A 12,872-nucleotide genomic window follows, 5' to 3' on the forward strand; every position below is an offset into this window, starting at 1 on the left:
GCAGCAGTGTCGCCGGGCTGGATGCTTGCTGTCAATACGCCGTAAGGCTAGGTGCCCATCAAAAGAAGAGAACCGGATCGCGTTCTGCATCGTGGTGGACAGGAACGAATGGTGGATACGCTTCCCAAGAATATGACGGCCATCGGCATGGACCGGCCCGGCGCGCCGGACGTGCTGCGAACCGAGACCGCAGATGTGCCGCAGCCCGGCCCCGGCGAGGTGCTGGTCCAAGTTGCTTGGGCCGGGGTCAATCGGCCCGACTGCATCCAGCGCGCGGGCCATTATCCCGCCCCTCCGGGAGCTTCGCCGATCCTCGGGCTCGAGGTCTCGGGCCGCATCATCGCGCTCGGCGATGGCGTACCCGAAACGCTGCTCGGCGAGACCGTCTGCGCGCTGACCCCGGGCGGCGGCTATGCCGAATATTGCAAGGTGCCGGTCGGCCACTGCCTGCCGGTTCCAGACGACCTGCCGCTCGACCAGGCGGCCGCTGTTCCTGAAACCCTGTTCACTGTCTGGCACAATGTGTTCCAGCGCGGGTGCGCGCGTGAGGGCGAAACGCTGCTGGTACACGGCGGCACCAGCGGGATCGGCACCATGGCGACGATGCTCGCCAAGGCTTTCGACATGCAGGTCATCGTGACGTGCGGCGACGATGCCAAGTGCGAGGCTGCGCGCGAGGTCGGGGCGGATCATGCGATCAATTACAAAACCCAGGACTTCGTCGAGGAAGTGAAGGCGATCACGCGGGGCAAGGGCGTGGAGGTCGTGCTCGACATGGTCTCGGGCGATTATGTCGCGCGCAACCTCAAGTGCCTGGCAGAAGACGGGCGGCATGTGACGATCGCGGTGCTCGGCGGAATGCAGGCAGAGCTCAACATGGCCTTCATCATGAGCCGTCGCCTGACGCTGACAGGCTCGACTCTCAGGCCGCGCAGCGACGCTTTCAAGACCGCGCTTTGCGACGAGATCGGCCAGATCGCCTGGCCGCTCATCTTGAACGGCACGATCCGCCCGGTCATGGACCGCAGCTTCCCGCTTGCCGATGCGGCGTCCGCCCATGCGCGGATGGAGGCGGGCGATCACATCGGCAAGATCGTGCTGGAGGTTGCCGGTGGGTGAGAAACTGCTCCTTCATGAAGACCCGCGCAGCGGCAATTGCTACAAGATCAAGCTGACCGCCGCGCTCCTGAGCGTGCCCTTGGATACGCGGCGATACGACATCATGAAGGGCGAAACACGAACGCCCGAGTTTCTCGCCGGTATCAATGCGCACGGCCGCATCCCGGTGCTCCAGGTCGGCGAGCGCATGCTGCCGGAAAGCAATGCCGCCTGCTGGTATCTTGCGGAAGGGTCGGCGCTGATCCCCGACGAGCCCTTCGATCGAGCGCAGATGCTCCGCTGGATGTTCTTCGAGCAATACAGCCACGAACCCAATATCGCGACCTTGCGATTCTGGTGTCGTTTTATCGGCGAGAGCAATCTGTCGCAGCCGCAAAAGGCTCAAATGATGCCCAAACGCATCGCTGGGCAGGAGGCGCTGGCGACGATGGATCGCCACTTGCAGGAACGCGAATGGTTTGTGGGCAGCGCTGCGTCGCTCGCCGATATCGCGCTCTATGCCTACACGCATGTCGCCAATGAAGGCGGGTTCGATCTTGCACCCTATCCGGCGATCAAAAGCTGGCTGGAGCGCGTACCGTCGCTCCCGGGTTTTGTTGAAATGGCCTGAGGCCGGATCGACGCCGAGGGTGTCGCAGTTTCGTCTCAAAGCATTCGATCCGTCACCGAACTGTGAATCGGTTGTAACAATTTCGCCGTAGTGCGTCCGATATATTCATCGGACACGAGGAGCTTTCATGCTCGACGATGGCACTGCGCACCTGCCCGCCGGTCTGGCCGGTCTTTCCAACATCGCGGAATTCCCCCCGGTCGCGCCGTCCGTGCCCGAGCGGCAGGTCGAGGAACGGCGAAAGTATCGCACGATCTGGATCAGCGATGTCCATCTCGGCACCAAGGGCTGCAATGCGGAACTGCTGATCGACTTCCTCGACCACACCGACAGCGAGACGATGTACCTGGTCGGCGACATCATCGACGGCTGGCGGCTGAAGAAGAAGTTCTATTGGCCGCCCGAGCACAACGACATCGTCTGGCGGGTGCTCAAGCGCGCCAGGCGCGGCACGCGCGTCGTCTACATTCCCGGCAATCACGACGAGATGGTGCGACCCTTCTCGGGCATGAATTTCGGCGGCATCGAAATCGCCCGCGCCGCCTTTCACGATACTGCCGACGGACGCCGGCTGATGGTGCTGCACGGGGACGAGTTCGACACCATCATGCTCGCCCACCGCTGGCTCGCCTTCGTCGGGGACGCGCTGTACCACGTCATGATGAAGCTGAACGGCTGGGTCGCTTCGGTGCGCAAGGTGTTGGACCTGCCCTATTGGTCGATCTCGAAAGCGGCCAAGCACAAGGTCAAGAACGCCGTCGAGTTCATCTCGAAATACGAAGAGGTCGTTGCCCGCGCCGCTGGCGAGCGCGGTGTCGATGGCGTTGTCTGCGGCCACATTCATACTGCGGAGGCGCGCGTGTTCGAGCACGAAGGCAGGCCGGTCGAATACTGGAACGATGGCGACTGGGTCGAAGGCTGCAACGCGCTGGTCGAGCATTTCGATGGACGCATGGAAATTCTTCATTGGGCCGAGGAAGTGGCGCGACGCGAGTCAATCGCCACCGCCGACGAAGCGGCGCGCGAGGCGGCATGAACCATCCGCTCCCCGTCGGCGCTGCCGAGCGCATGGGATCGGTCGCGGGCCAGCATATCGCCATCGTGACCGATGCCTGGTTTCCCCAGATGAATGGCGTCGTGCGCACGCTCACGACCACGATCAAGCACTTACACGGTTTTGGGCACACCGTCTCGGTCGTCTCGCCCGATCAGTATTGTTCGGTGCCGTGCCCGACTTACCCTGAGATTCGTCTGGCGCTCGCGTGGCCGGGCGCAGTCGGGCGCAGGCTCGCCGAATTGCGACCCGACGCCGTACATATCGCCACCGAAGGCCCGCTCGGCCTCGCCGCGCGGCGCTGGTGCCGCAAACGGGACGTGCCCTTTACGACCGCCTATCACTCCCAGTTCCCCGATTACCTCGCGCGCCGCACCGGCCTGCCCGCCGATCTGTTCTGGCCCTATTTTCGCTGGTTTCATGGACCGGCTGCGCGGATCATGGTTGCGACCGAGAGCATCCGCTGCGAACTACGCGAGCAAGGGCTGGAGAAGCTCCATCACTGGAGCCGGGGCGTCGATCTCGCCTGCTTTTCGCCCGATGCACCGCCGCCGCCCGAATTTGCCGGTATGGACGGCCCGATCCTGCTCTATGTCGGTCGCATCGCGGTCGAGAAGAACATCGAGGCTTTTCTCGACTGTGCCTATCCCGGCACCAAGGTCGTGGTGGGCGATGGACCGGCGCGGGCTTCGCTGGAAGCGCGCTATCCCGAGGCTCGTTTTCTCGGACGCAAGAGCGGGCGCGAGCTCGCCGGATGCTATGCCGGTGCCGGGGTATTCGTGTTCCCGAGCAAGACCGATACGTTCGGACTGGTCATAATCGAAGCGCTCGCTTGCGGCACGCCGGTGGCCGCTTATCCGGTCCCCGGCCCGGTCGATATCGTCACCGACAGGGTTGGAGCGCTCTCGCACGATCTCGACCGCGCCATCGCCGCAGCAGCCTTTTGCAAGCGCGCCGACTGCGTCGCCCATGGCCGCCAATTCAGCTGGGAAGCGGCCACCTTGCAATTCCTTTCCGGTCTGCGCGCCTTCGAGCCGGAAATGCTCTGAGGCGCACCCCAGCACGCAATCTGTCCCTTGCTGCCACCGACCATATCGCCTACATGATCCGGCAAGCGGCCGCTCCGGAAGGGGCGGCCCTTCTATTTTCAAGAGGTAGACATGGCCGACCAACCCAAACCGCTGATGCCGCATGCGACCGCCACCTGGCTGGTCGACAACACCGGCCTTTCCTTCGAGCAGATCGCCGAGTTCTGCGGCCTGCACATCCTTGAGGTCCAGGCCATGGCGGACGATCTGGCCGGTTCCAAATATACCGGCCGCGACCCGGTCCATGCCGGCGAACTGACGCAGGACGAAATCCACAAGGGCGAGGCGGACAGCAGCTATCAACTGGTAATGCAGAAAGCTCCGCTCGAAGTTACCCGCACCAAGGGCCCGCGCTATACGCCGGTATCGAAGCGACAGGACAAGCCCGACGGGATCGCATGGATCCTGCGCAATCACCCCGAAATCTCCGACGCGCAGATCGGCAAGCTGATCGGCACCACCCGCAACACGATCGGTGCCATCCGCGACCGTACCCACTGGAACATCCAGAACATCCAGCCGAAAGATCCGGTCACTCTCGGCCTGTGTTCGCAGCGCGAGCTCGATGCCGTGGTCGCCAAGGCCGCGAAGAAGGCCGGCGTGACCGAGGGCGAAGCCGCTCCGGTTGCCGAAGGTGCGAGCGACAAGGACAAGCTGATCGAGGAATTGCGCGCCGAGCGCCAGGCCGCCGAAAAGGCCGCCGCCGAAGCAGCGCAGGAAGCCGAAGCTGCCGCGTGGCTGGAAAACAAGCGCGCGGAAGAGGAAGCTGGCGAGGAAAGCGGCGGCGAAACGCCCGCATAATCGCGCCGCGTCCATCTGGACCTGCTGCGCGTATCGCGCATTCAATCGGATAATCACGGCAAGCCCGTCTTTCGCCTTGCGAGAGGCGGGCTTTGCCGTCATTCCATTGACATGGATGTCAGTAAGGTCGCCTATCATCACCCCGCGCCGTGGGACACGCAGTTCCCGCAGATGACGCTGCCCGAACTGCTGGAGCGGGCGACCGCTCGCAAGCCCGAGGCACCGTTTCTCCATTTCCTCGGGCGCACCTACAGCTATCGCGAAATCTACACCGAGGCGCGCCGTTTTGCCGCCGGACTGGTCGAGATGGGGATCGCCAAGGGCGACCGCGTCGGGCTGTTCCTGCCCAATGTCCCGATCTACGCATCGGCCTACTACGGCGCGATGATGGCGGGCGCGATCGTCGTCAATTTCTCGCCGCTCTATACGGTCGAGGAGCTGGCCTGGCAGGTCGGCGACAGCGGTACGCGGCTGCTGGTGACGGTCGATGTCCCCGAGCTTTACGCCACTGCCGAGAAAGTCCTTGAGGGCTCCGATCTCGAAACGCTCGTGGTCGGTTCGCTCGCCGAAATGCTGCCGCGTCTCAAGGGTATTGCGCTCCGGCTGTTCAAGCGCAGCCAGATCGCATCGGTGCCCTATGGCGAGCTCGGCGATCCCGTGCGCCGATGGTCGTCGGTACAGGCCGACTGGAACTGGGCCTTGTTTCTCGACGGACGCGAACCGGACCTGCCCGATCTCGATGCTGAGCAAGATCTGGCGCTGCTGCAATATACCGGTGGCACGACCGGACGACCCAAGGGGGCGATGCTCGGCCACAGCCAGCTGGCGGTGAACGCGCAGCAGGTCGCAGCGATCAATCCTTACGCAGACCCCAGCGCGGAAGTGTTCATGGGCGCGCTGCCTTTTTTTCACGTTTTCGCCAATACCGCGCTGCTTAACCATGCAGTGGCGAGCGGCGCTTCGATCGCCATGGTGCCGCGTTTCGACACGAAGCAGGTGCTGCACACGATACAGAAGCACCGCGCGACCGGCTTCCCCGGCGTGCCGACCATGTTCCAGGCCATGCTCGACCATCCCGACCTCGCGAAGACCGACCTTTCCTCGCTAAAGGTCTGCATTTCGGGCGGCGCACCGATGCCGGCGCCGGTCCATGCCAGGTTCGAAGAGGCCACCGGGGTGCGGCTGGTCGAGGGCTACGGCCTGACCGAAAGCGCCGGCGTCGTCTCGGTCAATCCTTACGAAGGTACGCGCAAACGCGGCACGATCGGGCAGGTCGTGGCAGGCACCGAAGTGCTGTTGCTCGACAAGGAAGACCCCACCGTACTCGCGCCGGAGGGTGAACCGGGCGAACTGGCGATCCACGGCCCGCAGGTCATGCGCGGGTATTGGAACCGGCCCGAAACCGAGGCCGATGTGTTCGTCGAACACCATGGCAAGCGCTGGCTGCGGACCGGCGATGTCGCGGAGATCGACGAAGACGGGTTCCTGTCGATCGTCGACCGGATCAAGGACATGATCGCGGTCGGCGGCTTCAAGGTCTTTCCGAGCGTGGTCGAAGACGTCATCCTCGAACACCAAGCGGTCAGGGAAGCGCTCGTGATCGGCGTGCCGGACGATTACACCGGCGAAAAGCCGCGCGCCTATGTCACGCTGGCGGGCGATGCCGATATCGGCGGCGATGCGTTGCGGTCCTGGCTCAACGCACGGGTCGGCAAGCATGAACGGGTCGACAGCGTCGTCATCCGCGAGGAACTGCCCAAGACGCTGATCGGGAAGCTCGACCGCAAGGCGCTAAGGGCGGAAGTTCTCGGATAGACCGCTCTTTGCTGCAAGGGGCACGAAAAAGGGTGCGGATCGCTCCGCGCCGCAACTTTGCTTTGAAGCAAGCGATTACTGGGCGTTGGCGATCGCCAGCCCCTCGCGAGGCTTGACTTCGTCGGCTTTGCGCTCGGCCACGGGCGGTGCGACCGGCGTCTTGCCATGGCCGCGCGGGGCGAAGCGCCCGTCGACCGAGGCGCCCTGTTCGATGGTCAGCGCATCGTAATGCACGTCGCCCTTGATCGTAGCGGTGCGCAGGATCACGAGTTCGCGGGCGTCGATCGATCCGTCCACGGTACCGGCCAGCCGTGCATTCTCGGCCTTGATCGCACCGTTCACCGTCGACGTTTCGCCCTGCACCAGCGAGGAGCAGGAAATGTCGCCGTCGATGGTGCCATCGACATGCAATTCGGTCGAGGCGCTGATATTGCCGGTGATGGTCACGTCCCCGCCGATGACAGAGAAGCTGCCGGAGGAATTGGGGCTCTTAGCCATTGGTGTCGGCCTCGGTGCCGGCTCGGCGGGCTTCTTTGAGAACATTGGGGGCTGCCTCCAGGAAGGGGCGCGGATTGACCGCGCGCTCGTTGATGCGCACTTCGAAGTGCAGGTGCGGGCCGGTCGAGCGGCCGGTGCTGCCGATCGCGCCGATGGGCGACCCCGCATCGACCTTCTGGCCGCGCTTTGCAACGAAGCGCGACATGTGGGCGTAGCGGGTCATCAGGCCGTTGCCGTGATCGATCTCCACGGTCTTGCCATAGCCCGACTTCCAGCCGACGTAGCTGACGGTGCCCTTGGCAGCGGCGTAGATCGGTGCGCCGTTCGGACCTTTGAAATCGAGCCCGGAATGCATTGCACCACCGCCGTTGAACGGGTCGCGGCGATAGCCGTAGCCCGAGGAAATGCTGGTCTGGCCGACATTGGTCGGGGTGAACTGCGGCACTGCGTCGAGACCGCGTTCGAGAGCGGACATGCGCGCCAGGCTCAGGCCGAGCCGCTCGAAGCGCGGGTCGATCTCGCCACTTGCGCTGGTGGCAAGCAGTTCGAGCGGACCACCCATCGCTTCGCGTTCGGCGCCGCGCAGCATCGATTGCGGGTTGAGGCCGAGCTGGCGCAGAGCGCGCTCGGCCCGAAGGGCGCGGCGATCTGCGAAGCGGGTCAGTTTCTCCACGAAAGCGATCTGGCGCGCTTCGAGCTCGGCGAGCGCAGCGGCTTCGGGGATCGACGCGCTGACCTTGTCGATCGTCGCGGCGGCTTCGGTCGTGCTGTCGGTGACGGTGTCGCCTTCTTCCGCCTTCACATCGTCGGGGATGGCGGCAGCCATGGCTTCGAGAAATTCCTGCCGCTTTTGCAGGTCTTCGGTTACGGCACCGAGGTCGTCGCGATACGCGTCGACCCGGTCTTGCGCCGTGGCGACTTCCGCCTCGCGCTCGAGCAAAGAGAGCCGGTCGGCCTGTGCGCGATATTGCAGGAAGCTCATCACGCCCATGCTGACGATCCACACCAGCAACGCAGCCACGACGGCGGTGGCCGCCATCTTCTGCAGGCGCGACGATACCTTGATGAAACGGACTTGTCCTTGCGAGCGCATGAAGAACTCGCGATCCGGAAACCAGTTTGCCACGCGCGCGGCAAACCCGCCGGTTGAGAGTGATTTTTGCAAAGCGACCCCGCTTTTCGGTCTGTTTTCTTGATCCCGCCGGGGCGCTAGCAAGCGAATCGGTGCAGGTCGAATCCGGTATTATTTGTAACCGGTGAGTCGGGCGAGTCGCGCGACGAACTGCAGGAACATTGCGAACTTCGGATCGTTCTACACCGTCAGTGCTCCCAAAACTGTCGGGAATCTACAACAATCGTGCGGTTGGAAGATTCGCCGGAAGCGAATACAGCATTTCGCGTGCGAACCCTGACCGTCTCGAAGTGTGTCGCAGATTGAGCGCGACCATCCGCACAGGGCTTCTCGGCGGCAGCTTCAACCCTGCCCACGGCGGGCACCGGCGCATCTCGCTCTTTGCGCTGCAGGCGCTACGCCTCGATGAAGTGTGGTGGCTCGTCTCGCCGGGTAATCCGCTCAAATCTGCGGACGGCATGGCATCGCACGAAGCGCGCTATCGTTCAGCGCTTGAGCAGGCCCGCCGCGCCCCGATCCGTGTGACGGCGATCGAAGCCCAATTGGGTACGCGCTACACCGTCGACACCCTGCGCACGCTGCGGGGACGCTATCCACGCCGCGAGTTCGTGTGGCTGATGGGGGCTGACAACCTGGCGACATTCCACAGATGGAAGGCCTGGCGCGACATTGCGAGGACGATGCCGATTGCAGTCGTCGCCAGGCCGGGTTATGATAAGGATGCCATTGCAAGCCCCGCAATGGCGTGGCTGCGGGGGCATCGTACCTCAGCCGCCGAATTTCGCAGCCGGGGCAGATGGAGCGCACCGACCCTGGTGACATTGCGTTTCGATCCGGATTCACGCTCGGCCACGGCCATCCGCCGCGCCGACCCGGACTGGCCGAGCCGGTATCGTTCCGGATTGCTGTTCGACCAGGTCACGCATCGGTCCATTTTCGGGGAGCGTGAGCCCCCTGCATGATCGATCCAGGCGCATACCCCGGCAAGACTCGCAAACGGCTCGGTCGCTTCCTACCTACGCATCATGACAGGAGTATCCAATTCGCCCATGACACCGGCGCAATCCATCACGTCCGACCACGGCCTCATGTCTCCCATGGCTGATGCCGAACCCGGCTCGCTGCACGCTCTGGTGCTAGAGCAGCTCGACGAGGACCAGGCGCAGGAAATCGTCTCGATCCCGCTCGAGGGCCGCTCCTCGATCGCCGATCACTTGATTATTGCCTCGGGCCGCTCCACCCGGCAGGTCGCATCGATCGCGCAGAAGCTGTCGGAAAAGATCAAGCAGGCCGGGCACGGCCCCGTCCGGCTCGAAGGATTGCCCGCAGCCGATTGGGTGCTGGTCGATGCGGGCGATGTCGTTGTGCACCTGTTCCGCCCCGAAGTGCGCAGCTTCTACAATCTCGAACGCATGTGGGCCTTCGGCGAAGCGCCGCCCGCCGCCGCAGGAAACGCTTAGCGCGACGAAACAGGAAATTTCGCGGAGCACGGTTCGCGACCAGCGAACCGCAAGGGCGACCGCCCGCCCGCAGGGATGCGACCGAAGGTCGCGTGAGCGAGGATAGCCAAGGCTGCGGATGCAGCCGCCGGCGCTTGAGGCCCAAACAAAATGCTCCTCCACATCATCGCACGTGGCAAGATCGCCCGCTCGCCGGAGGAGGAGCTGGTCACGCGTTACGAGAAACGCCTGACCTGGCCGGTGAAACTGACAGAATTGCCGGAAACCGGGGGACGCATCCCCGATCCGCAGACCCCATTCAAGACCGTGCTGCTCGATGAGCGCGGCAAGGACCTGTCCTCCCATCGGTTGGCTAGGCAGCTGGAGCGCTGGCGCGATGACGGGATGCGCGAAACGCGCTTCGTGCTGGGCGCGGCGGACGGGCATGCACAGGAGGAACGAGCGGAGGCCGACCTCTTGCTGGCCTTCGGCTCGGCGACCTGGCCGCATCTGCTGGCGCGGGCGATGCTGATGGAACAGCTGTACCGGGCGACCAGCATCCTTGCAGGCCATCCCTATCATCGGGCAGGGTGACGGCATCATGATCTCGCGCCTGCTCCTGTTGCTGCTCGGACTGCTCGCCTTGGTGGGTGTCGCGGCGCTGGCGCCGGGCCTTGTGGCGCAGGCGGATGGCGGATTGGGCGATCCCGACCAAATCCGCGCGGCGATGGAGCGTGCGCGGGCCGAAGCGGCAGAGGCTGCCGAGCGTGGGGAGGCCCTCGAAACCCGGGCGCGCGAAGCCACCGACGCCGCGGAGAAAACCGCGCAGGAAGCCGCGGCGCTGGCTGCACGAATCCAGCAATCCGAAGCGCAGATCGCTGCCGCCGAAGGCCGGGTCGCGCTGATCGAACAGCAGCGGCGGCAACTGGTGCGCAGGCTCGCCGACCGCCGCGAGCCGATGGTCCGGCTGACCGGCGCGCTGCAGAAATTCGCCCGCCGCCCGCTCGGCCTGTCGATCCTGAAGCCGGGGTCCTTGCGTGAGACCGTCTACCTGCGCGCGATGCTGGAAACGACGGTGCCACAGGTTAGGCGGCGGACCACTGCCCTGCGCAGCGAAATCGATCGCGGGCGCGCCCTCGAAGCCGAAGCGCAGCGCGCGCTCGCCAGCCAGCGCGCACAGCAGGACGAACTCGACGCCCGCCGCCAGCGACTCGCCGCGCTGGAAACCCGCCAGCGCATCGAATCACGCGCCCGCAGCGGTGCCGCTGCTCGCGAGAACGAGCGAGCGCTGGCGCTGGCCGAGGAAGCGCGCGACCTCAATGGCCTGATTGACCGGCTGGCCGAAGCAGGTTCGCTCCGTGACGAACTGGCAGCGCTGCCGGGCCCGCTGATCCGCCCGCGCTCGCCAACCGCCGCGCGCGTTGCGCCTGCCCCGAGCGGCTCCGCCTCCGCCGCCGCCGGACTCGCGCCAAGAGGGCTGCAGTTGCCCGTCACCGGTCGGACCGTTGCGGGTTTTGGTTCGGTTGCGGACAGCGGCATTCGCAGCGAAGGCCTGACGCTGGCACCGCGGGCTGGCGCGCAGGTGATCGCCCCGGCAGCAGGGCGCGTCGTGTTCGCGGGCCCCTATCGCGGATTCGGTCGCATCGTCATCATCGATCACGGCGCGGGCTGGACCAGCCTCGTCACCGGCCTCGCCCGCAGCGATGTTGATGTCGGCGAGGAACTGGTGGGCGGGGCACCGCTCGGCGTTGCCGCCGTCGACGAGCCTGCGGTCACGCTCGAACTGCGCCGCGACGGAACCCCCGTCAATCCGCTCGATTTCATCGGCTAGCGACCTCCTCGGCCCTCCCTACCGGTAAGTCTTTCGACCGGCGTTGCCCCGCAGCGGGACGAACGACCCTGCATCATCTGGCGTTAAGGCGTTCTGCGCGATACACAGGCTTAGTTCTGAGAGAGAAATCCGCATGAAAATTGCCGAATTGTTGCGCTCTGCCGCTCTTGTCACCGCCGTCGCCATGATCCCGGCAACCACGGCAACCTTTGCCCAGGTCGATGGCCGGGCGGGCCCGGAATTCGCCAAGCTGTTCGCCACCTACCAGCGGATCAAGGCGAGCTATGTCGAGCCGGTCGAGGACGAGAAGCTTATCCGCGGCGCGATCGACGGCATGCTGGCCGCGCTCGATCCGCATTCCGCCTATCTCGACGGCAGCGACCTGCAGCGCCTCGAAACCATGATCGACGGCAATTATTCGGGCCTCGGCCTTTCGGTCGTCATGGAAGACGGCGCGGTCAAGGTCATCAGCCCGTTCCGCGGCAGCCCGGCGGACGAAGTCGGCATCAAGGCGGGTGACTATATCACACACCTGGATGGCGAGCTTATCTATGGCGGCGACCTCGATGAAGCGGTCCAGCGCATGCGCGGTATCGCCGGCACTTCGATCCGCCTGACGATTTTCCGCCCCGGTCGCGATGAACCCTTTGACGTGTCCGTCACGCGCGGCGTGATCGAGCTGGAGCCGGTCACTTTCGAAGTGCAGGCCGGCAATATCGGTGTCATTACGGTTAACGAATTTTCCCGCGATGTCGGGCAGGACGTCTTCAGGGCATGGCAGGGTATCCAGCGCGAGGCAGCCGGCCGGGTCAACGGCCTGGTGCTCGATCTGCGCTCCAACCCCGGCGGCTCGCTCGACGAAGCGGTCGAACTGTCGGACCTGTTCCTCAGCGACGGCGCTATCGTATCCCAGCGCGGCCGCGCGCGCGGCGAATCGCTGCTCTACGAAGCGGAATCGGTCTATCGCGGCGAAATCGCCGATGACATTCCGATGATCGTGCTGATCGATGCCGGCTCGGCGTCGGCGTCGGAGATCGTCGCTGGTGCGCTGCAGGATCACCGCCGCGCGGTGGTGATGGGCGAGCGCAGCTTCGGCAAGGGCAGCGTCCAGTCGCTGCTGCCGCTGGGTCGCGATGCCGCGCTCAAGCTGACCACGGCGCGATATTACACGCCGTCGGGCAAGTCGGTGCAGGAAGGCGGCATCAAGCCCGATATCGCCGTCCCGCAGCTGTCCGACCCGGACTGGGAAAAACGCCGCAAATACCAGCTGCGCGAATCCGACCTGCGCAACAAGCTCATCAACGAAGCCGGGCTGAAGGACGAGGAACTGGTCGAAGACAACCTCGCCGATCCGCGCTTCAAGCTGACCGCCGACGAGTTGAAGGAGCAGGGCGTGGAGGATTTCCAGCTTCACTACGCGCTGGAAACGCTGCGCCGCACTACGCCGAGCGCGGTTGCGCTGCGACGCTAGGCCCACCATAAAAA

General features: G+C 64.8%; 13 protein-coding genes. 11 read left to right on the forward strand and 2 right to left on the reverse strand.

Annotated features, from left to right (window positions below; all coding sequences use genetic code 11):
- Positions 1-108: 108 nt before the first annotated feature.
- From EL2594_RS12970 to EL2594_RS12995, 6 genes are all read left to right on the forward strand, one after another.
- Positions 109-1,119, forward strand: coding sequence for an NAD(P)H-quinone oxidoreductase (locus tag EL2594_RS12970; protein WP_011415551.1), 1,011 nt, complete (start codon positions 109-111; stop codon positions 1,117-1,119).
- The gene (locus EL2594_RS12975; protein ID WP_011415552.1) at positions 1,112-1,729 is read left to right on the forward strand and encodes a glutathione S-transferase family protein; all 618 of its coding nucleotides are present in this window, start codon (positions 1,112-1,114) and stop codon (positions 1,727-1,729) included. The genes EL2594_RS12970 and EL2594_RS12975 overlap by 8 nt, the downstream gene beginning before the upstream one ends.
- Positions 1,730-1,856: 127 nt before the next feature.
- Positions 1,857-2,765: a UDP-2,3-diacylglucosamine diphosphatase gene (locus EL2594_RS12980; RefSeq protein WP_011415553.1), complete on the forward strand. Its 909-nt coding sequence runs from the start codon at positions 1,857-1,859 to the stop codon at positions 2,763-2,765.
- Entirely contained in the window at positions 2,762-3,832 is a 1,071-nt protein-coding gene (locus EL2594_RS12985; protein ID WP_011415554.1) for a glycosyltransferase family 4 protein, read from the forward strand. The genes EL2594_RS12980 and EL2594_RS12985 overlap by 4 nt, the downstream gene beginning before the upstream one ends.
- 111 nt (positions 3,833-3,943) lie before the next feature.
- Entirely contained in the window at positions 3,944-4,672 is a 729-nt protein-coding gene (locus tag EL2594_RS12990) for a DUF1013 domain-containing protein (protein ID WP_011415555.1), read from the forward strand.
- Between the two features lie 111 nt (positions 4,673-4,783).
- A complete protein-coding gene (locus EL2594_RS12995; RefSeq protein WP_011415556.1) occupies positions 4,784-6,487 on the forward strand; it encodes a long-chain-fatty-acid--CoA ligase in 1,704 nt (567 codons plus the stop codon).
- Positions 6,488-6,562: 75 nt separating this feature from the next.
- On the opposite strand, the gene EL2594_RS13000 is transcribed toward EL2594_RS12995, so the two are convergent.
- Together EL2594_RS13000 and EL2594_RS13005 are read right to left on the reverse strand one after the other, a co-directional pair.
- Entirely contained in the window at positions 6,563-6,985 is a 423-nt protein-coding gene (locus EL2594_RS13000; RefSeq protein ID WP_011415557.1) for a bactofilin family protein, read from the reverse strand.
- Positions 6,978-8,111 (reverse strand): M23 family metallopeptidase, encoded by a 1,134-nt coding sequence (locus EL2594_RS13005; protein WP_011415558.1) that lies wholly within the window; start codon positions 8,109-8,111, stop codon positions 6,978-6,980. Before EL2594_RS13005 ends, EL2594_RS13000 begins: the two co-directional genes overlap by 8 nt.
- A 308-nt stretch (positions 8,112-8,419) precedes the next feature.
- Here EL2594_RS13005 and EL2594_RS13010 point away from each other — a divergent pair, with 308 nt between their 5' ends.
- The 5 genes from EL2594_RS13010 to EL2594_RS13030 all read left to right on the forward strand — a co-directional run bounded on the left by EL2594_RS13010 (position 8,420) and on the right by EL2594_RS13030 (position 12,858).
- Entirely contained in the window at positions 8,420-9,079 is a 660-nt protein-coding gene (locus tag EL2594_RS13010; protein ID WP_011415559.1) for a nicotinate-nucleotide adenylyltransferase, read from the forward strand.
- Positions 9,080-9,214: 135 nt separating this feature from the next.
- Positions 9,215-9,577 (forward strand): ribosome silencing factor, encoded by a 363-nt coding sequence (gene rsfS / locus EL2594_RS13015; protein ID WP_011415560.1) that lies wholly within the window; start codon positions 9,215-9,217, stop codon positions 9,575-9,577.
- 150 nt (positions 9,578-9,727) lie between these two features.
- Positions 9,728-10,150: a 23S rRNA (pseudouridine(1915)-N(3))-methyltransferase RlmH gene (locus EL2594_RS13020; RefSeq protein ID WP_011415561.1), complete on the forward strand. Its 423-nt coding sequence runs from the start codon at positions 9,728-9,730 to the stop codon at positions 10,148-10,150.
- The gene (locus EL2594_RS13025; RefSeq protein ID WP_011415562.1) at positions 10,119-11,387 is read left to right on the forward strand and encodes a murein hydrolase activator EnvC family protein; all 1,269 of its coding nucleotides are present in this window, start codon (positions 10,119-10,121) and stop codon (positions 11,385-11,387) included. Before EL2594_RS13020 ends, EL2594_RS13025 begins: the two co-directional genes overlap by 32 nt.
- Positions 11,388-11,520: 133 nt before the next feature.
- On the forward strand, positions 11,521-12,858 hold the full coding sequence (locus EL2594_RS13030; protein ID WP_011415563.1) for a S41 family peptidase: 1,338 nt from the start codon (positions 11,521-11,523) through the stop codon (positions 12,856-12,858).
- Positions 12,859-12,872 lie beyond the last annotated feature (14 nt).

The sequence above is a fragment of the Erythrobacter litoralis HTCC2594 genome (assembly GCF_000013005.1).
GTDB lineage: Bacteria > Pseudomonadota > Alphaproteobacteria > Sphingomonadales > Sphingomonadaceae > Parerythrobacter > Parerythrobacter litoralis_A.